This window comes from Photobacterium pectinilyticum (assembly GCF_024357955.1).
GTDB classification, from domain to species: domain Bacteria; phylum Pseudomonadota; class Gammaproteobacteria; order Enterobacterales; family Vibrionaceae; genus Photobacterium; species Photobacterium pectinilyticum.
Map to the genome: position 1 here is coordinate 1 of NZ_JANEYT010000023.1, position 18,655 is coordinate 18,655.

At 44.5% G+C, this 18,655-nt stretch carries 19 protein-coding genes; 8 read left to right on the plus strand and 11 right to left on the minus strand.

What is annotated here, in order from left to right; all coding sequences use genetic code 11:
• Positions 1-125: 125 nt before the first annotated feature.
• From panP to NHN17_RS11685, 6 genes are all read right to left on the minus strand, one after another.
• Positions 126-1,787 carry a pyridoxal-dependent aspartate 1-decarboxylase PanP gene (gene panP, locus NHN17_RS11660; RefSeq protein ID WP_255042701.1) on the minus strand — a complete coding sequence of 554 codons (1,662 nt, stop codon included), beginning with the start codon at positions 1,785-1,787 and terminating at the stop codon, positions 126-128.
• Positions 1,788-1,862: 75 nt separating this feature from the next.
• Entirely contained in the window at positions 1,863-2,861 is a 999-nt protein-coding gene (locus tag NHN17_RS11665; protein ID WP_255042702.1) for a DUF2860 domain-containing protein, read from the minus strand.
• A 158-nt stretch (positions 2,862-3,019) separates the two neighbouring features.
• A complete protein-coding gene (locus NHN17_RS11670) occupies positions 3,020-3,535 on the minus strand; it encodes a hypothetical protein (RefSeq protein ID WP_255042704.1) in 516 nt (171 codons plus the stop codon).
• 222 nt (positions 3,536-3,757) lie between these two features.
• Complete coding sequence (locus NHN17_RS11675; RefSeq protein ID WP_255042706.1) at positions 3,758-3,862, minus strand: MetS family NSS transporter small subunit; 105 nt, start codon at positions 3,860-3,862, stop codon at positions 3,758-3,760.
• The gene (locus NHN17_RS11680; RefSeq protein ID WP_255042707.1) at positions 3,859-5,346 is read right to left on the minus strand and encodes a sodium-dependent transporter; all 1,488 of its coding nucleotides are present in this window, start codon (positions 5,344-5,346) and stop codon (positions 3,859-3,861) included. Before NHN17_RS11680 ends, NHN17_RS11675 begins: the two co-directional genes overlap by 4 nt.
• 389 nt (positions 5,347-5,735) lie before the next feature.
• Positions 5,736-6,329, minus strand: a complete 594-nt coding sequence (locus NHN17_RS11685) for a putative outer membrane beta-barrel protein (protein ID WP_255042709.1) — start codon at positions 6,327-6,329, stop codon at positions 5,736-5,738.
• A gap of 136 nt (positions 6,330-6,465) precedes the next feature.
• Between NHN17_RS11685 and cydH the strand changes: the two genes are divergently transcribed.
• Together cydH and NHN17_RS11690 are read left to right on the plus strand one after the other, a co-directional pair.
• Positions 6,466-6,555 carry a cytochrome bd-I oxidase subunit CydH gene (cydH, locus tag NHN17_RS26045; protein ID WP_373689558.1) on the plus strand — a complete coding sequence of 30 codons (90 nt, stop codon included), beginning with the start codon at positions 6,466-6,468 and terminating at the stop codon, positions 6,553-6,555.
• Positions 6,556-6,653: 98 nt separating this feature from the next.
• Complete coding sequence (locus NHN17_RS11690; protein ID WP_255042711.1) at positions 6,654-7,829, plus strand: patatin-like phospholipase family protein; 1,176 nt, start codon at positions 6,654-6,656, stop codon at positions 7,827-7,829.
• A gap of 70 nt (positions 7,830-7,899) precedes the next feature.
• Here the strand turns inward: NHN17_RS11690 and NHN17_RS11695 are convergent, their stop codons facing one another.
• Both NHN17_RS11695 and NHN17_RS11700 read right to left on the minus strand, forming a co-directional pair.
• Entirely contained in the window at positions 7,900-8,805 is a 906-nt protein-coding gene (locus NHN17_RS11695; RefSeq protein ID WP_255042712.1) for a manganese-dependent inorganic pyrophosphatase, read from the minus strand.
• A 185-nt stretch (positions 8,806-8,990) separates the two neighbouring features.
• Positions 8,991-10,514: an EAL domain-containing protein gene (locus NHN17_RS11700; RefSeq protein WP_507237092.1), complete on the minus strand. Its 1,524-nt coding sequence runs from the start codon at positions 10,512-10,514 to the stop codon at positions 8,991-8,993.
• A gap of 205 nt (positions 10,515-10,719) precedes the next feature.
• Between NHN17_RS11700 and NHN17_RS11705 the strand changes: the two genes are divergently transcribed.
• Complete coding sequence (locus tag NHN17_RS11705; protein ID WP_255042714.1) at positions 10,720-11,061, plus strand: hypothetical protein; 342 nt, start codon at positions 10,720-10,722, stop codon at positions 11,059-11,061.
• 374 nt (positions 11,062-11,435) lie between these two features.
• Positions 11,436-12,035 carry a GTP cyclohydrolase II gene (locus NHN17_RS11710; protein WP_255042715.1) on the plus strand — a complete coding sequence of 200 codons (600 nt, stop codon included), beginning with the start codon at positions 11,436-11,438 and terminating at the stop codon, positions 12,033-12,035.
• Positions 12,036-12,116: 81 nt separating this feature from the next.
• Here the strand turns inward: NHN17_RS11710 and NHN17_RS11715 are convergent, their stop codons facing one another.
• Positions 12,117-12,443, minus strand: coding sequence for an HI1450 family dsDNA-mimic protein (locus tag NHN17_RS11715; protein ID WP_255042716.1), 327 nt, complete (start codon positions 12,441-12,443; stop codon positions 12,117-12,119).
• Positions 12,444-12,603: 160 nt separating this feature from the next.
• Complete coding sequence (gene efpL, locus NHN17_RS11720; RefSeq protein ID WP_255042717.1) at positions 12,604-13,173, minus strand: elongation factor P-like protein EfpL; 570 nt, start codon at positions 13,171-13,173, stop codon at positions 12,604-12,606.
• Between the two features lie 285 nt (positions 13,174-13,458).
• Between efpL and NHN17_RS11725 the strand changes: the two genes are divergently transcribed.
• From NHN17_RS11725 to cobT, 3 genes are read left to right on the plus strand one after another with little or no spacing between them, the layout of a single operon-like run.
• On the plus strand, positions 13,459-14,229 hold the full coding sequence (locus tag NHN17_RS11725) for a nucleotidyltransferase domain-containing protein (protein WP_255042719.1): 771 nt from the start codon (positions 13,459-13,461) through the stop codon (positions 14,227-14,229).
• A gap of 15 nt (positions 14,230-14,244) precedes the next feature.
• Positions 14,245-16,629: a DNA polymerase II gene (locus NHN17_RS11730; RefSeq protein WP_373689559.1), complete on the plus strand. Its 2,385-nt coding sequence runs from the start codon at positions 14,245-14,247 to the stop codon at positions 16,627-16,629.
• 22 nt (positions 16,630-16,651) lie between these two features.
• Complete coding sequence (gene cobT / locus NHN17_RS11735) at positions 16,652-17,680, plus strand: nicotinate-nucleotide--dimethylbenzimidazole phosphoribosyltransferase (RefSeq protein ID WP_255042722.1); 1,029 nt, start codon at positions 16,652-16,654, stop codon at positions 17,678-17,680.
• A 64-nt stretch (positions 17,681-17,744) separates the two neighbouring features.
• On the opposite strand, the gene NHN17_RS11740 is transcribed toward cobT, so the two are convergent.
• Positions 17,745-18,056, minus strand: coding sequence for a hypothetical protein (locus NHN17_RS11740; protein ID WP_255042723.1), 312 nt, complete (start codon positions 18,054-18,056; stop codon positions 17,745-17,747).
• A 264-nt stretch (positions 18,057-18,320) separates the two neighbouring features.
• On the opposite strand from NHN17_RS11740, the gene NHN17_RS11745 reads away from it, so the two are divergent.
• A complete protein-coding gene (locus NHN17_RS11745) occupies positions 18,321-18,575 on the plus strand; it encodes a DUF1289 domain-containing protein (RefSeq protein WP_255042724.1) in 255 nt (84 codons plus the stop codon).
• The last annotated feature ends 80 nt before the right edge of the window (positions 18,576-18,655 follow it).

Consider the following 18,655-nt stretch of genomic DNA (forward strand, 5'->3'; position numbering starts at 1 on the left):
TATCCACGTTCAGTGCTCTATATTCCTAGCCGATATCCATTGAGATATAAGCGCTAGTGCTTAACCGAATGGCATTATGACTTCAGTCAGGCTTTTCTTCGTTAGCAAGAGTGCTGCATGCTAATTTAGAGTGTGACTTGCTGGTTGAGAATACTTTCGGTTAGCGTGTTGATTTTAGGGAAACTGATCAAGCTCTGCTTCGCGATGTCTTTTTGCTCTTCCAGTACGTCTTTCAGTATTTGCTCTGTTGTTAGCGGGTTAGCCAGCACAACGCGAAAGACGGTTGTAAGCCTGCGATCCCACGCTTCTGGCGTGATACGGGTACGAGATACAAACGACTTACCCGATTCACGTTGACGTTTCTGGATGAACTTGGTCATATCATCAAGGGCCGCCAGTAGCTCTTCACGTTGCTCGGGATCGGCAAGTCGTAGCGCTTCTTGAGTACGAGCAGGGGCATACCGGTAGGTTAGCAGGCATAATTCAGGCTCGGAAATCAGCTCAAAGTCAGGGTGTTGAGCGATCAGCGAGGCAAAGTACTGGGCTTTTTCAATACTGGTATTGATCAGCATTTCATAGCCCGGCCGACTGATGATATTGAGGCTGGCATACAGTAGCATCGCCATCCCGCTTCTTGAGCCTTCCAGTGTATGGCTACCTAAGTCTTTAGAGCCCTTACGCAAGATGTATTCGGCATGATGCTCAATCGCTGTCATTAAGGCCGGGTTTTTAAAGATGACCATCCCCGCGCCCATAGGGACATACAGTTGCTTGTGAGCATCTATGGTCACTGAGTCCGCACGTTCGATCCCCTTTAGCAGTGATCGGTACGTATTGGACATCAGAGTTGCGCCACCCCATGCGGCATCGACATGAAAATGACAGCCATATTCCTGTGCCAGATCAGCCAGAGCCTCAAGCGGGTCGATATTACCTGTTTCCGTTGTACCAGCGACACCGACAATTGCAAAAGGTTTGATGTTTTGCTGCTTAAGCTCATCAAGCTTGGCGCGCATTTGGTCAACACATACCCGGTTGTGGCTATCGGTCTTGATCGGGATCAGGCAGTCTCTGCCAAGACCTAGTACATCGGCGGATTTTTTAAGTGAGTAGTGGCCTCGCTCCGAAACCAGCACGACAAGATCTTCATAGCCATAGTGCTTCATTGCTTTGAATAGACCTTCTTGTGTTACCCCTTTGAACTCACCATCAGGCTTTAACGCACTGTTTCTAGCAACCCAGAGGGCAGTGATGTTGGCGATAGTACCACCGGAACAAAAGGCGCCCAGAGAGTGGTTAGCGCTGTGCATCCACTGCTGATAAAAAGCGTCATCCTCATGGTAAATCAAGTTGTGAAGCATCCCCAGTACCTGCCGCTCCAATGGCGTAAATGCCTTAGAGGTCTCGATTTTCACCAAGTTCTGGTTCAGGCCGATCATAATCTTGGACAACGGCATCAAGAAATAGGGCAAGGCCGAGGTCATATGGCCGATAAATGTCGGTGCAGAGGTATGCACAGATTGGGCCACCAGCTTGTCCAATAGAAAATGGGTATGATCAGACACAAAGCTCGGGTGCTCTGGTATATCTGCAGACGAGAAGTCTTTTTCGATTTCTGCCAGGGGTTTTTCGCGGGCAGCTATATGCGTTTGTAAAAACACATTTAGGTTTTCTGAAATCTCTTTTTCGATCCGACCTAAGGTCGATTCGGGTGCTTCCGGCACTGTAAAAATGCGATGCAACGACTCTTGGGTTGCATCGGCTTTTTTGTGATCCACTACTGCCATAACGATTAATAACTTGTAACTATTTCGGCAAATTGCAGCTAATTTAATGCAATTTTCCGTCGCTGTCGAAAAAAATTAAAACCGGTAGTTCATACCTACGGTGAAAAGTAAGCTTTCTTCATCATAAAAGCTGATGTTTGAATTACTTTGGTTATAGCCTATTAGTGAGACTAAATTCCAGCTTTTCCAGCCCATTGGTTCATCATATTGTGATGCAAGGAAGACCCCCCACTTGTCATCTTGTTGTGTACGCTCAAAAATTGGATTTTGTTCATCAAAGGCAATGTAGTCGTAGCTGAATGTTAGAGCAAAGCTGGCTTTGTTGACGCGCTGAACCACACTAAGCTCTGCACCGAAGCTGTCACTTGCCATTGCGTCGCCTTGCGCATCGTTACGGGTATAACTGATAGCTGAGCGCAAAAATTGCGCTCGGCTAATTGGCATAGAATGGCTTAGTTGGGCATAGTAAATGTCGGATTGACGGTCGAGGGATTGCTTTTGCGCATCAGACAGAGTGGCTTGGCTTGAGCCGCTGGTTTCTTTATCAAGATCCTGATTACCTCCAGAAAGTTCTAACGAGAAATTACTGCCGAGGATTTGATTGTATTGGAAACGTAGCCCTTTGATTTTACTATCTGTTTTCGCTCTAGCTTGGTCTAGTAGGTAAGGGTCTTGCCACGTTTCACTCGTTAGTAAGCCTGGCACATAGCTAAAAACTAATGTCCCGTTGCCATCGAGCTTGTGTTTATAGCCCAATTCTACATGGAAGCGGCCAAACGCCAAGTCAGAGCGACTGGTACCAAAGTAAATTTGTTTGTCTAGTGTTTGGTTGGTATAGCTAATGGTCCCGAGTGGAGCAACAAGAAAGCTACTCTCTTTATCTGCCTTACCATAATCCCCGATGGTACTGTCATCAGTGTTAAATGGAGAGCGGCTTTCCGAATACCCCGTCAAAAGTGATATGTCAGCGTTTAAACCTGCAGACCATCGCTGTGGTTGGTTAGCGTGCGCATAGCTGGATATGCAAACTGCCGGTATGAGAAAAAATAACGCGTTAGCGTGCCGGTTTGTCATATAGGATCCTTCCTAATTAAAGGGATTCATTGCAAAAAGGGTGGGTTGACCGTAGCAAAAAACCGTTAAGCATGTATGAATCTATAAAGCTATGCAATTGAAAAAACATGATATTGCCCAATTAATATACAATATTTATTGGGCCTAAGGCACTACGTTTACTGACACTCCATTTCAGTAAGCGCCGTCATCTTTTCGTTATAGGCATTAAGTGGTTTTTCTATATTACCCGGGTGTGTGAGTAATTCGGCAAAAGCACTTCGCAAGGCATAGTTTTTCGGATGCGGCTTGCTTTGTCTGTCATCGAAGGCCAACTTAGCCGCTTTGCCCAAATCAGAGTTTTGTTCTTCTGATAAGGCTTTCACATCTTGTTGGGTTAGGTTTAACCATGACTCAACTGGAAGAGAAAGGGCTAGTTTGTCCTTGTCGTTGGCGAGATACCAATCAAAGGCATCGCGATTCAATTCAAAGTGATGCTTACGCCCTTCAAGGAACCACTGGCCAACCTCTTTGAGGTCTGGTTCTTTATCAACCGCTAACGTAACTAGGCTTTCATACCAGCTGAGAGAGGCATCAATATACTGGTGGTATTTTTTACTTTCGCAACTTGTCGAAGAAGCAAATGCGATGGAAGGCATAAGTGCTGTTGAGAGTATAAGTGCTGCTAACTTCATTTCTGTTCCTTGATGTTTTGTCTTTCATTGGGCAATGAAAGCTATAGGCGACCGTATTGTTCTACTGTTTGTTATCTGCCGCTATCTCCTGAATCCTCCGATTGTAGCTACCTGATTGCCATAAGGAAAAGAATTCTTTATCAGAATGGATCATTGTTAACATAATTAGAAGCAAAAAAACAAGGAGGCGATAGCCTCCTTGTTTAAACGTTTAGCGAAAGCTTAATCTCTGCTCTGCTTATTCATCGCGACGGAAATGCAGTATGCTGCGCCGCCCCATGTAATGCCCAAGCCGAAAAGCATCATAATAATTGCGCCCGTTGTCATAGTTTGGCCTCCTGCTGTGGCTGTGGTTTCGATGAAACATTGATAATAACGGCAACAACAAACATTGCTGCAACTAGGCCCCAACCCAACATCAGAAGATCTGAGGTTGCATAGCCGCCATAACCATCGTTGAATGTATTAACGAGGTTGGTACCCAGAATGACAGCCAGCATTGCCGGGCTTAGGAAGCGGATACAGATTTCAAACCACTTACCGATGCTGAATTCAGAGATGCTATTTACGTAGTTGCGGATGTCAGATACTTTCAGCAACCATGCAATGACGACAAGCTCAACAAGGCAGCTAGCCAAAAGTGCAACGTTGTTAATGAAGTAGTCAACCAAATCAAGGAGCAGTAGGCCGCCATTGGTGGCAAAAGCCATCGAAACAACAAAGCCGATACCACATACCAAAGAGGCTGCTAGCTTACGGGTGATTTTCAACTTATCGATGACAGCTGAGGTAACCGCTTCGATAATTGAAATGTGCGAGCTCAAACCTGCCACAACCAAAGCTAAGAAGAACAGTGGACCTAGAATATACGGTGCAGGTAGTAAGTTAATTGCTGCCGGGATGGTGACAAATGCTAAGCCAACACCAGCCGACACCACTTCAGTAATAGGTTTGGCTTGCTCTTGCGCCATATAGCCCAATACACCGAAGATCAATACACCCGCAGTGATAGAGAAACCACAGTTGATGAGCACAGTCATAAAGGCGTTGTTGTTGATATCAGACTTCTCTGGCAGGTAGCTAGAGTAAGCAATCATGATGGCGAAACCGACACTCAGGGTGAAGAAGATCTGACCATATGCCGCAGACCATACCTTGGCATCCAAAATCTTACTGAAGTCTGGCTGGAATAGGTAATTTAGTCCATCTAGAGCACCTGGAAGGAATGCAACGCGGCCAATCAACGCAACGACCATGATAAACAGCAAAGGCATCATGATCTTGCTTGCGCGCTCAATACCACCTTTGACACCAGTAAATATCGCAGTAAAAGTGATCGCCCAAGCAATCGCCATCGGAATTGCAATATGGCTTTGCAGGCTACCCAATTGACTTGGACTGTTGTCGCCTAGTTTCAGATATTCACCAAAGAAGAAGGCATTAGTATCGGTACCCCAGCTTTGGGTGAATGAATAACTCAGATAAGAAATCGCCCAACCAATAATCGCTACGTAGTAAACGGCGATAATGGCCGCGATAAATACCTGGAACCAACCTAGCCACTCAAATTTTAGGCCGAGTTTGGAAAAGGCTCTTGGTGCAGCCCCACGCAGTTTATGACCAAGGCTGAACTCCATAATCATAAAAGGGATACCGGCGGTGAGCATGGCAAAAAGGTAAGGGATAAAAAAGGCGCCACCACCATTTTCGTAAGCCATATAAGGGAAACGCCAGATGTTTCCTAGCCCGATTGCAGAGCCTACTGCCGCTAGGATAAATCCAGCGCGTGAGCCCCATTGTTCACGTTTCATATACATCTCCTTATGTACTGCAAATCACTATCTAGATAGGATTAGTCAGAGAATTATTCCAATTAATATCAATACTTAGCGTGATAATTGAAAGGTAAGACCACGCTGATTGAACGAGATTAACTAGAGTAAATATGTAAAGCAATAGAGCGTAGGGTTGTAAAGGAACGGCGGGGTAGATGTTAATTTTTGGTTTTGCCTTCTTTTCTAGTGAAGAACGCTGTGGTCGGCTTCATGTTGGTAGGAAAAACTAGCGGCAGAGAAAATACGTGGTTGGAAATATTATTTTACAAACCCGTTGATTAAATCTGCAAATTGGTTAATTTGCAGCTAATTCGCACACCAGTGCTTCAATTCACTGGTGTGTCGTCAGTAAATTGGCCTAGAACTCAGAACGCATAGGTAAAGCCAAGGTTTGTTTGGAATTGGGTTAGCCACTCGGAATTGACCTTTATATTACAGGTTTGGTTACCCTCCGGGAGGTTGCAGACGGTTGTGGTATCACTTTCCATGAGGTTAGCAAGCCAACGTCCTTCTAATAGTAATGAGAAGTGTGGCGTGAATTTGTATTCCACTCCACCCAAGAAGCCACCAGAGAAAACAAGATCTTGGTCACTCCAGTCGGCATCGATAATAGTTGTGCCTATGCTCGCGCCCACGAAAGTATCAAAACGCTCAAAGGTATCAAAACGCAGAGAGCTCTGAAAATGTACATAAGTGAATGAACCGGAATTTGAAAAGGTTTCATAGTCAGTCGGCTGGTGACTGACAAATAAACCCACACGCCCCTTGTCTAAGTCTGTTTCTATGGAGATTGCGTAATGAGGATCGTTTTCGGGCTCAATGTTAACCCCGTTATCATCCTTGATTGAGCTGGAAAAAGTGTAGCCAATGTATGGTGTCACATAGATGGTATTGGCAGCTACCGTATGCGATGCCATTAACATACCGGCAAAGATTAATAATAAATGTCTTGTTTTCATACCATTATCCAATAGCGCAAACATAAATTTAAGTGTGACAGCTTTCTTAAATTATTGCTTTTTCATTAGCCAGAATCTTGAACTCTCCCTAAAATAGAGTTAACGGTTTGTTAATTTTTTCTAGGGGGCGAAATTTATGGACTTCGAATTGAAACTCGCTGTGTTGATTGCCATAAGCATCATGACTGTTATAATTGGCTTTGGTATAGTATCAGTTACTGCGTAAGCTATTAATAATTAGATAAATATAGAACAGGTTAAGTTTTTATCTAGCTAGGGACGGTATACTGCTTTACAAGATTCCTGTAGTACGTGGGTCGGGGCATGACAAATCATTTACCGTTTAGTTTAAAGGCATTCGATTTACCTTTAATTAACAGCTTTTCACATAAGTTACTCAATGCGAAAAAGAAAAAAATCGCGTTAGTTGTGCAGGGAGGAGGGCAACGTGGCATTTTTACGGCCGGGGTATTTGATGCTTTTCTAGAAAGAGGCTTCGATCCATTCGAGCTTTACATCGGCACGTCTGCTGGTGCGCTGAACTTATCGTCATATATTAGCCGTCAACCTCGTTTCGGTTATGATTTCATTGTTAACTACACCACTGACAATGAATTTTTCAACTTATATAAGTATCTTAGCCAACAGAAACCGATGAACCTCGATTGGGCTTTGGAAGCTGTACGGGCTCATGGTTCATTACCGTTAGATGTGACTGCTGCAAGGCAGGTGCTGCGTCATCGACATGCGTTTGCCTGTGCTACCCGTAAAGATACTTTGCAAGATATTTATATACCCATGTACGAGGATAACTGGTGCGATGTATTACGGGCTTCATGTGCAATACCGGTGATTTATAATCAACCAGTTAACTTCGACGACTTGGAATGGGTTGACGGTGGCGTCAGTGCTGCTGTGCCTGTGAAGGAAGCTTGGCAGCGTGGTGCTGACTTAGTGATTGTGGTGAGAACGGAACCTGTGTTATTGCCTCAAGATGAGAGCAGCCGCTTTGATGATTGGCGCGGTAAGGTGGAAATCGCGCTTCCTGATTATATTGATAGGCTGAGTTTGAATGAGTCTTTGGATAAGGTAAAAGCTTTGCACGGAGAGCTGACAACCAAGTTCGAAAGCTGGAAGCTGAATTGGCGTGATAAAGAGCCTGGAGCAGCATCTTCAGGTAAAGGTAAAAGCTGGAGCTTACTCTCGGCTGATAACATAGAGCGATTTCTCGCACTGACAGGTAATAATAAACGGCTCGAGGTGATCGATATGCTTAATCGCTACTATACCACCTATCAGGGGGCACATGAATTTATGCTCTCTCCACCTGAAGGACTGCAAATTATCCAAATTTCGCCAGAAAAAAGTTTGAAGAGCCGAGCTTTGCTAAGCAGTAAGGATGATTTGGAGATAGATTATCGTGAAGGTAAGTTAGTAGGGCGTGAATTTGTGTCTCATTTTGCCGATATATTAAATGAGACCTCGGCATTAAGGCGATAAACGGTGTTGTTCAAGTACAAAAAAGGAACGCCGTAGCGTTCCTTTTTTCATTAGCAAGAAGTACCAGCGATTAAGCAAGTACGTTCTGCAGCCAAGGCCAGCCTTGTTTCTTACGGCTTAGCGTGTTTTCCATCATCAGCATGCCATCTTTAGCATGTGTATCTAGCACTTCGTTCCACTCACCTTTGTAAAGTAGGCGCGTTGTGCTAGTTGTGATGTCAGTCAGCATCAGAGCGGCCATTGCTAGGCCTTCTTCGTCACAACGACGCTGAAGATCAGCTTCAAGCTCAGTAATCATGTCGTTAACTTGCTCAAGAGTTGCAAGTTCGATTTGACCAACAACAACATTACGCTCTTTGAATGGGTATGCTTTAAGGTCTTTTTCTACTAGCTCAGCAGCAGATAGGCCCTGGATGTCAGTTTTAGCGATCAGAAGCTCTTTGATGAACAGGTCTAGATCTACAACACCAGCTAGTGGAGCAAGCTCAGCCACCGCATCTTTGTCTTTTTGAGTGCACGTTGGAGAAGCAAAACCCACAGTATCGCTTAGGATGGCAGACATCATCAGGGTCGCTAGTTCGCGAGTGATTTCTACGTTTTCCATCTTGAATAGGTTGAACATGATGGTACATGTACAACCAACTGGCCAGATCCATGCTTCAAGTGGGTTAACCGTCATCACATCACCTAGGCGGTGGTGGTCAACAATACCTACGATTTCAGCATCTGCGATGTCATCCGGTGCTTGTGCTAGATCAGAGTAATCAACTAGCCAAACTTTCTCGCCAGCGACACCCGTACACATTTCAGGTTGATCAACACCAGCTGTCGTTAGGATATGCTGAGTTTCACGGTTGATTTCACCTTGACGAACAGCTTTAGCTTCAACGCCACGAGCTTTAAGAAGAGCAGCACCAACAAGTGCTGAACAGATGCTATCGCTATCAGGGTTTTTGTGACCAACTACTTGAATCATGTCGTTTCCTTTACTGCGTCAATCACTGCTTGTAAGCAGTAAGACTAATTAATTTATCCTGAGCCTGTTATACGACAGGTGCTTTAGGAATGTAATCGGGCAATTTTAGAGTTTCTGGGAAAAATAACAATTGAAGTTGCGCAAAAAATTCTTGGTTGGTTAATATCGCAGCTAAAATAGCAAGCTCAAACCCTTAGATCTTGTTGTAAATACTGGTGAAATTCGTTGAATGGCATCGGTTTGGCAAAATGGAAACCTTGCATCAGGTGGATATCCCGCTGATGCAGGTATTCAACCTGATCCGCCGTCTCGACACCTTCAGCGATTACTTTTAGCCCAGCGTGTTTGGCAAAAAGGATAATGGAGTCAAGAATATTAGACTTCAAGTCATTGGTACCAATCGTGTCGATAAACATTTTATCGATTTTCAATGTATCGATAGGCAGGTTTTGCAGGTAGCTAAAACCGCCATAGCCGGTACCTGCATCATCGAGTTTGATTGAGATACCAAAATTACTCAGCTGCTGAATAATTGACCGGGCTTTTGCCAAGTTTTTGAACGGGATCCGCTCTGTCACTTCAAACGCCAACCGATGAGCTGGGATTTTCCTTTGTGTGAGTAAGTTGATCGTTGTGGCAAGGAATTCGTCATCTTCCAGTTGCTGTGGCGTAACATTCATGCTGACACAAAAATCGGATTCGGCAATGAGCTCGTCTTGAAATTGGTCAATGATGAGTTCAAGCAGGTAAACCGTCAACTGCTTGATTTGCCCATTGTGCTCTGCAATAGGGATAAATTGATTCGGTGAAATGAGCTCTCCATCAGGTCGTTGCCAGCGGATCAACACCTCGCAGCCGGTCATCTTTCCTGATCGGGTATCAATGATCGGCTGATAAAAAGGGATAAACTCTTTTTTTAGTAAGCCATGCGTGATCATTTCTTTTAGCGTTCGCTCAGGTGTACGGTATAACCCAATCAGCAAGCAGCCAGATAACAGCATAAAAAACAGTAATAGCTGAGTGATAAATTGATCACTGTTTGTCACATAGCTGATCCCATTCGCTGTTGCATAGACATTGAACGCGTAGTTGGGGCCAAAAGCTTTTCTTGCAATGTGGAAATATTGCTTAGCCTCCAGCATAGGATAAACCTGAATTTCCTCGCCATCTCGACTCAAGGTCATTGCTGTACAATTCTTGCACACTTCACTTTGTGTGAATACATGCTGCACCGGTTCGGTAATTAAGATCAAGCTCGCTTCGGCAAGGCGGTAGTGAATCTTAAGGCGGTGGTTATGATAAGGGGCAACGTTATAACTAAAGTCGACAGTATCATGCCCGAGAACGCTACTGTCCTTGTGATCAAAATCTTTAATGAGCGGAACTTTATCTCCATAAACAGAGCAATGGCCTGTTGCGGTCTGTAGCTCTAGCAGTTGGATGCCAGTTGATTGCTCAATAGTCTCACGTAATAAGGAAATGTCCTGCTGAGTACAGGTAAAGTTAAGCTCAGTTATGAGCTCTTGTAATTCACGCCCAACATCCATGAATCGTTCTTGGTAGAATATATGAATGTTTTCGAGCCGCTTTTCGACTTCACTTTTGAACAAGTAATGGCTAATTGGTTGTGAAGACATAGCAATAGCAGTCGCACCCAGTAAAAATACTAGGATTGGGGATCGCCAACGTAACCAAAGAGTCATGTTCATCAATAGGGTGCGAGTTGTTCAAAAAGGGCGCTATTGAAACATAACTTTATGGTATATAACAGAGGGGAGCATTGAATAACTGCAAAAAAAAGCAACTATCTAAAAAGGTACATTGATAGTTATCTCCAACGTATTGATTAACAATACATCTTTAAATCAACACCATAAAGGTGTATATATGATGCTTCTTTATGGAGGTGGTTAAATGATATTAAGAATGCTCCCTGTCGTTGTGAGTTTTTGGTTACTAGCTGCACATTTTTTACGCTATGGCTCATGGCTACCATGCCTATTGTTAATAGCCTTCCCTTTGGTACTGCTTATTCGCCACCGATGGGTTCCCTACGTGATGTCCATAAGCTTAGGTCTAGTTGCGTTGAAGTGGCTACAAGTTACTTATAGCATGATCACGATCCGTTTGATCATGGGGGATGATTGGTTACGAATGTCGATGATAATGGCGGCGGTCGTGTGCGTTACATTGATGTCTGCGTGTGTATTTCAAAGTCGAAAATCGAAAGACTATTATCGAGTCAATGCCAATTAAACCATAGATAACTTATGGTTTTTTCCTTGTTGGTGTTATGTTATAACATAATAATCCGGGGTGCTATTGTTCTGATTACCAGCAACCTATGCCTTTACGCTGTTTTAGTGCAATAATTTTAGATATCATTACGGTTTATACCCAAGTGACTTCATTAAACCAAATACCTTGAAGTTGCTTGGGTATAACAACCCGAGTGATCAACCCGAGTTAAAGAGTAACGCCTTAGCGATAGTCGTACCGTAGAGTATTCAATTGCTGGGTGTTGTGTAAAGAATAGTTAGTCAAACAGCAAGCCTGTAGCCTTAACCGTGAGGCTTTGTATCGATCTGATTGCCGCTGCTGATTTGTCTGTAGAAGTACTTAGGAACAACATGGTTAAAGTAAGGGCCCGTGTGCCTTTTAAAGTCGGTCAAAGAAGTAATATTCCTGCTGAGCTGCTTTCATTTAACGGGTTAGAGTCAGGCAAAGAGCATGTTGCTGTGATTTTCCAAAATGCCGATCAGCGTTCTATACCACCACTTGTACGCATGCATTCTGAATGCTTGACGGGGGATGTTTTTCATTCATCGCGTTGTGACTGTGGTGAGCAGTTAGATGAAACCATCGAAAAAATGGGTGAGCAGGGTGGTGTCCTATTGTATCTGCGTCAAGAAGGGCGCGGGATCGGTCTTTACAACAAGATTGATGCTTATGAATTACAAAGTCAGGGCATGAACACCTACGAAGCAAATAATCACCTTGGATTTAGCGATGATCTTCGAGAATTTTCTGAAGCCGCTTATATGCTGACGGCGTTGGGTTTGAAAGAAATTCGTCTGATCACCAATAATCCGAAAAAGATCCGTGAACTTGAAGCTCTGGGTATTGTGATTTCAGAAGTGGTGGGTACTAAAGCGCACGTCAAAGATGGTAACGAAAACTATCTAAAAACCAAAGCAGCACACGGTAAACACCGCTTCCACTTTGATTAATACCTGCTACCCGGAAGATAAATAAAAAGGCGGAGCCATGAAGATGGCTCCGCCTTTGTTGTATTTCTATGGGGTTCTGGCTTAGTCACGCTTCCACAAAACGTGGCAGAATTTGTTGTCAGGATCACGGCTCACAAGAAGGCGAGCGAAAACATCGTCTAGCTCATCATTTTCTTCATTAACCAGACCAACGCGCACTTCGGCATACACTTCTTTATCAACGTCAAAGCCAACGTGCTCAGCCCAGTCATCTTTAGTTTCAACTAGTTCAGCAGCACCGCGCTCGTCAAATTGCATCGTGAAAAGCAATACGTCGGCAGGCTCTAGGTTATCAGAAGCCATCTCCAGGAAGATGTCATAAGCGGCATCGATAACGTCGTCATAAGAAATTAGGTTTGGTGTGTCCATGAACTCTATCTGTCATTGGTTAATTGAAATGGCAGTATACCCAAGCAATATGCAGGTGCAAGTTTCGACCTTATAGGCCACCAAGCTTGGGCGTTCCCCTTAACAACAAAAAAGGGAAGCGCTCGTTGGGCTTCCCCTTTGGTAATAGTCTAACTATTGTTTAGTCTGCGCGACCCATGAACTTACGTTCTTGAACGTTGACCTTAACCTTTTCACCTGTAGAGATGTATTCAGGTACTTGTACTGATAGGCCAGTTGCAAAGCGTGCTGGCTTAGTACGAGCTGATGCTGACGCACCTTTAATTGAAGGGTCGGTCTCTTCGATAACCAATTCAACGGATGAAGGTAGTTCGAGGCCTGCTGCTTTTTCATTGACCAGAATGACAAGAATACCTTGGGTATCTTCATTGATGAATAGCATTTCATCAGCAATATCTTCAGCGTTGAAGGTGTACTGATCGTAGTTCTCTGTATCCATGAAGATGATGTTTTCACCTTCGGCGTATGAATAAGCGACTGGGTGCTTACTCATCTCAACAGTATCTACCACATCATCAGCCTTTAGGCGTTCGTCAACACGGTGCCCTGTCGCTAGGTCGGTACAACGCATTTTGTAGATTTTTGTACCGCCACGGCCGCCAGGTGTTGTAACTTCAATATCTTTGACTAACAGCGTTTTACCGCCGGTTACAATGACAAAACCTTTCTTTATTTCACTAGCTCTTGGCATGGGATATATCTTTCTGTTGGTAAAAACCGAAAATTACCACGGTTAAGCCTGAACACCAACTATTTCGTGAACCGAAGGGCTAACTTCTTAAGGATGTGTCGAGTGGACGTTGAATTTTGCTATAAATCGTTCAAAAGGCATAGGCTTAGCATCGAGATACTGATAGTTACCCATCACATTTGTACGTTTATTATTCAGTTGGCGTTGGGTTAGATATTGATGGACCGTGATTTGATATAGTTACTGAAATAGTTACGAAGCTAGCAGTAATTTAGAGGAATATCAGTGGCACGAGCTTTACCTGCTTTGGGTTGTCCATCCACATTTCAACCTATGTTTGATCAGATTGTTGATGAGCTGGTTCATCAGCTCAAACGCAGCATACCTGTTCTTCATAGCATCTATATTGCGGGGAGCGTTGCTAGGCTGGAAGCAGTTCCTGGGCAATCTGATTTAAATGTCACCTTAGTGACAACCAACCCGCTGACGGCGTCAGCGCAAGCAATACTTAATAGCATTGTCAGTCGGATAGAGAGCCAATGTCCACAAATTGTCGCTGTTAATATGACGTTATTGGTAAAACATGAGGTGCTTGATATTGCAGCGATCTTTAAATGGGGCTTCTGGCTGAAGCATTGTTGCGTATGTGTGTGTGGTGATGACCTCTCAAGTCGATTTGGTTGCTTTGAGCCAAGCTGGGACATTGGTAAGTCGATGAATGATGACTTACCGATACAGCTTAACGATTACCGTCGTAATATTATGGCTACAAGAGTTGTTTCCCATTACTTATCTTTGTGCCGTGATGTGGCAAAAAAAATGATTTGGTCGTGTTATACCTTGGTCTTTCATCGCTCTGGTAAATTAGCGTTGTCGATAGAGCAAGCCGCTCAGCAATTTCTGAGTTATTACCCTCAGCACAAATTGGCAATTGATCGCCTTTTTATGTTGATCTCAGGTCAGCAAGTCCCTAAAAAAGCCGTATTGTTTATGATTAATGACTTCGGCCAGTGGATAGTGACTGAATTTGATAAGATTGAACGTAAAATTGGTTAATACCATACTAACGAGGTGTTTTTGCAAACTCAGTCAAAAGGCTTTGTACTAACAAGGCAAGGCCGCGATGTTCGTGGTCAAACAGAGATTGTGCTTTGGGTTAGCACCGACAATGGGCCAGCCAGGCTGGTGATCAATAACGCTAAACCGGTGTGCTTTATTCGCCAGCAAGATCAAGTGGTGGCCCAAGGCGAACTTCATAAAGCGGGAATACGCGCTGAGTGGAAGCCATTAGCACTGAAGAACTTTCAGCATGAAGACATGGCAGCATGTTACTGCCATTCGATAAAAGACAGCCTTCAACTACCCCAGATCTTACGTGCGGTTGGGATCGAAGCATTTGAGTCTGATATTCGTTTAGCTGACCGCTATTTGATGGAACGTTTTATTTGTGGTGGCATTGCTTTTTCTGGTAAGCATACGATCAAGACGGGCTTTGATGAGTTCCATCAGGTTAAAGCTAAATCAGCGGAATATAAGCCTCAATTATCGGTTGTGTCGCTGGATATAGAGTGCTCGGAAAAAGGCGTTCTGTATTCGGTTGGTTTACATAGCGATAAAGACAGCCGGGTTATTATGGTCGGGGAGGCATCTTGCGATAAGGATGCACACGACTGGATTCAGTGGGTAGACTCAGAAAAAGCGTTGTTACTCGCCTTGGAAGCATGGTTTCTAGCGTTCGATCCTGACATTGTTATCGGCTGGAACGTCATTGACTTTGATTTTCGCTTGCTGCTTAAACGGGCGGAATGGAATGCGATTACTTTACGCATGGGCAGGGGAAAGCAGCCGCCTCATTGGCGACAGTCAACTCAGAATCCTAACCAAGGCTTTATTTCCATTCCTGGCCGTGTGGTCTTAGACGGCATTGATACTCTGAAGACCGCTACCTACAACTTCCGCTCCTGGTCTTTGGAGTCAGTTTCGCGAGAGTTACTGGGAGAGGGTAAGGCGATACACAATGTCCATGATCGAATGGCCGAAATCAACCAGATGTTCCGTGAGGACAAAGTCTCGCTGGCAAAATACAACCTGCAAGATTGCAAGTTGGTTTCGCGCATTTTCGATCATACTCACTTGCTTGACTTCGTTATCGAGAGAAGCCGTTTGACCGGTGTGGAGCTTGATCGGATTGGCGGCTCGGTAGCGGCGTTTACCAATCTATATTTACCTCAGCTACACCGAGCGGGTTATGTGGCTCCAAGTTTGGATAGCGAAAACTGGATTGCCAGCCCTGGTGGCTATGTCATGGACTCCAAACCCGGTTTGTATGAATCGGTATTGGTGCTGGATTTCAAATCGCTTTACCCTTCTATCATCCGCACCTTTCGTATCGATCCGCTCGGGTTGATTGAAGGCTTATTGCTCGAAGAAGGGAAAGAAGACAATCAAGCCATTGCCGGATTTCGGGGAGGGCGCTTCCATCGGGCCAAACACTTCTTGCCTAAGATGATCGAATCATTATGGGCGGCAAGGGATCAAGCCAAACGTGATGGGGAAAAGGCTTTTTCACAAGCGATTAAAATCATCATGAACTCTTTTTACGGTGTGCTGGGATCCTCTGGTTGCCGTTTCTTTGATCATCGTTTGGCCTCATCGATCACAATGCGCGGGCATGAGATCATGAAAACCACTCGAGAGCTGATTGAAGGTAAAGGGTATGAGGTGATCTATGGTGATACCGACTCGACTTTTGTGTCACTCAAACATGCTCATTCAGCGGAAAAAGCCGATGAAATCGGCTGTCAGCTGGTGGCGTATATTAATCAGTGGTGGACTAAACACTTACAAGACGAGTATGCCGTTGAGTCTGCGCTGGAGCTGGAGTACGAAACCCACTATCACAAATTCTTGATGCCGACGATCCGTGGGCAGGAAACGGGCAGTAAAAAACGTTATGCCGGCTTGGTGATCAGTAATGGGCATGAGGAAATGGTTTACAAAGGGTTAGAGACAGTGCGTACCGACTGGACACGTTTGGCACAGACTTTCCAGCAAACCTTATACCATCAAGTATTTCACGATGAGGAAGTGGAAGAGTACGTCAGGCAGTACGTGGAAGATACCCGATCCGGAAAGTACGATGATGTATTGGTTTACCGCAAGCGGTTACGCCGTAACCTATCTGAGTACCAAAAAAATGTACCGCCACATGTCAGAGCGGCAAGAATGGCTGATGAGGTGAATCAACGTCAAGGTCGATCACTGCAATATCAAAACGGCGGTTGGATTGAGTATGTGATCACCATTAACGGCCCAGAACCAAAAGAAGCCCAGCAAAGCCCGATTGATTACGAGCATTATATTGATAAGCAGCTAAGACCAGTAGCTGATGGTATTTTGCCTTTCATCGGTAAACACTTTGATGATATTACCGCTCCGCAGTTAGGGTTATTTTAAATTTAAACTAAGGATAGAGTAAATGTTTGATACCCGTTTTAGTTCCGAGATCCAAGGGCGTATAGATCAAAAAACTAAACCTCTTGGGGCGCTGGGCCAGTTGGAAAAAGTGGCTTATCAGTTAGCACTTATCCAGAGCCAAGGCAAAGCCCAAGCGATAGACAATATTTCTCTGGATCAGCCAACTGTTTTGGTGTTTGCCGGTGATCACGGTATTGCTGAAGAAGGGGTGAGTATCGCACCGAGTGCCGTTACCCAACAGATGGTCCTTAACTTCTTGGCCGGAGGTGCTGCGATTAATTGTTTCTGCCGTGCTAATGATGTGGCGATAAAAGTGATTGATTGCGGTATTTTGGTACCGGTAGAGCAGGAATCTCCGCAGTTGGTTAAGCAACGCCTTGGTGAACGGACGGGTAATTTAGCCATTGAACCGGCCATGACAGTACAACAAGTGCACCAAGGGTTGGTTTGGGGCCAAGAGGTGGTAGACGGTGTGATCGACCAAGGTTGCAACCTGATCATGTTTGGAGAAATGGGGATAGGTAATACCAGTAGTGCGTCAGCGCTGCTTGCTGCATTTACTGGTGAGTCTGCAGAACGTTGCGTTGGTCTTGGCACGGGTGTGTCTTCGGAGCAATTGGAGAAGAAAAAGCGTTTGGTGAGTCAAGGTGTAGCACGTTGCGGTTCCACCGACCCGAAAACATTGCTTGCCGAGCTCGGAGGGTTTGAAATCGTACAGATGGTGGGTGGTTTCCTTGCCGCGGCCAAGCAGAAAACTCCGGTACTCGTTGATGGTTTTATTGTGACAGTTGCTGCATTACTGGCGACGAAAATAGATCCGTCCTGCCGTGATTATTTGATTTTCGCTCACCAATCCCATGAGTCGGGTCATCAAATTGCACTTGAACAGCTGGATGCCGAGCCGTTGCTGGATCTATCCTTGAGATTAGGTGAGGGGACCGGTGCGGTACTAGCCGTTCCACTGCTTCGAGCTGCTGCAGAGTTTTATAATAATATGGCGAGTTTTGCAGAAGCCGGCGTCACGGTTTAAAACGGAAACAAAAAAACCGCATCAAAATGCGGTTTTTTATTGCTTTGCAAAAAGATCATCGCGATCAACTGAAGTACTCGACATTGGATACAGAAGACTTCATGGCGTGGATAGGGTCAAATTTGATAGCGCCACGGTTAGGGGTGCAAATTTTATACACTCCATCACACTCGAAAATAGCCAGTACAGTTTCTTCGGTTCTGAATACATCAGGAAGCGGCTTGCCGATTTCGCACGTACATTCAGCCCCTTCATGTTGCCATACAAGCTTGTAAATACGTTTGTTTTGCTCGGGGGCAGATACATGGTTAGCGATTGAGTTGAATACTGCTTCTGCTTGCTGCGGGCTAGATGCCGATGGTACAAAGAAATCCATGGTTCCCTCCTGGTTGAACGGCAGTCATTGGAAAAGAACATGCGACTGCGATTTAGATGATGTTATCGCTCCTGATAACGATAAAAGACTAGCAAAATAATTAACAAAAGTACAAGGCTATGAATGGCCATTCACTTTTGGTGATAAATTTCACTTTCTATCCTGATTCATATGATATTTATGTAGATTGGTATAATTTGGGAAATATGCCAGAAGGGATTATTATCATTAGTAGGTCACTCGCTATTCGTTATGGGGAAAGGAATGGAACAACTCGATTTTTTTACTATTCCCAGCCCATGTGTCGGGGTGTGCCAGGCTAATAACCGTGGTTATTGCAAAGGTTGTTTCCGTAGTCGGGATGAGCGATTTCATTGGCAGCAGTTCACCAATGAACAGAAGCGAAATGTCGTTAGGTTATGTAAGCAGCGTTACCAGAGAGTGATGAGAGCGAAAGCACAGCAAGACCGTCAAGCCGATTCAGACAATAGCCACTCTCCTCAACAAGAACTTTTCTAGCCGTATTTCTCTGTTATACAAATGTTTCTAATGAACAACAGTGGGTAAATCACTGTAAATCCAATTTTCCTATTCACATG

Bases quoted from the DNA above. Each gene is read 5' to 3' on its own strand.
- NHN17_RS11700 (WP_507237092.1), bottom strand. From the start codon at position 10,514: ATGAACATGACTCTTTGGTTACGTTGGCGATCCCCAATCCTAGTATTT.
- NHN17_RS11675 (WP_255042706.1), bottom strand. From the start codon at position 3,862: ATGACAACGGGCGCAATTATTATGATGCTTTTCGGCTTGGGCATTACA.
- NHN17_RS11710 (WP_255042715.1), top strand. From the start codon at position 11,436: ATGGTTAAAGTAAGGGCCCGTGTGCCTTTTAAAGTCGGTCAAAGAAGT.
- NHN17_RS11690 (WP_255042711.1), top strand. From the start codon at position 6,654: ATGACAAATCATTTACCGTTTAGTTTAAAGGCATTCGATTTACCTTTA.
- NHN17_RS11695 (WP_255042712.1), bottom strand. From the start codon at position 8,805: ATGATTCAAGTAGTTGGTCACAAAAACCCTGATAGCGATAGCATCTGT.
- efpL (WP_255042717.1), bottom strand. From the start codon at position 13,173: ATGCCAAGAGCTAGTGAAATAAAGAAAGGTTTTGTCATTGTAACCGGC.
- cobT (WP_255042722.1), top strand. From the start codon at position 16,652: ATGTTTGATACCCGTTTTAGTTCCGAGATCCAAGGGCGTATAGATCAA.
- cydH (WP_373689558.1), top strand. From the start codon at position 6,466: ATGGACTTCGAATTGAAACTCGCTGTGTTGATTGCCATAAGCATCATG.
- panP (WP_255042701.1), bottom strand. From the start codon at position 1,787: ATGGCAGTAGTGGATCACAAAAAAGCCGATGCAACCCAAGAGTCGTTG.
- NHN17_RS11680 (WP_255042707.1), bottom strand. From the start codon at position 5,346: ATGAAACGTGAACAATGGGGCTCACGCGCTGGATTTATCCTAGCGGCA.
- NHN17_RS11745 (WP_255042724.1), top strand. From the start codon at position 18,321: ATGGAACAACTCGATTTTTTTACTATTCCCAGCCCATGTGTCGGGGTG.
- NHN17_RS11740 (WP_255042723.1), bottom strand. From the start codon at position 18,056: ATGGATTTCTTTGTACCATCGGCATCTAGCCCGCAGCAAGCAGAAGCA.
- NHN17_RS11665 (WP_255042702.1), bottom strand. From the start codon at position 2,861: ATGACAAACCGGCACGCTAACGCGTTATTTTTTCTCATACCGGCAGTT.
- NHN17_RS11715 (WP_255042716.1), bottom strand. From the start codon at position 12,443: ATGGACACACCAAACCTAATTTCTTATGACGACGTTATCGATGCCGCT.
- NHN17_RS11670 (WP_255042704.1), bottom strand. From the start codon at position 3,535: ATGAAGTTAGCAGCACTTATACTCTCAACAGCACTTATGCCTTCCATC.
- NHN17_RS11685 (WP_255042709.1), bottom strand. From the start codon at position 6,329: ATGAAAACAAGACATTTATTATTAATCTTTGCCGGTATGTTAATGGCA.
- NHN17_RS11705 (WP_255042714.1), top strand. From the start codon at position 10,720: ATGATATTAAGAATGCTCCCTGTCGTTGTGAGTTTTTGGTTACTAGCT.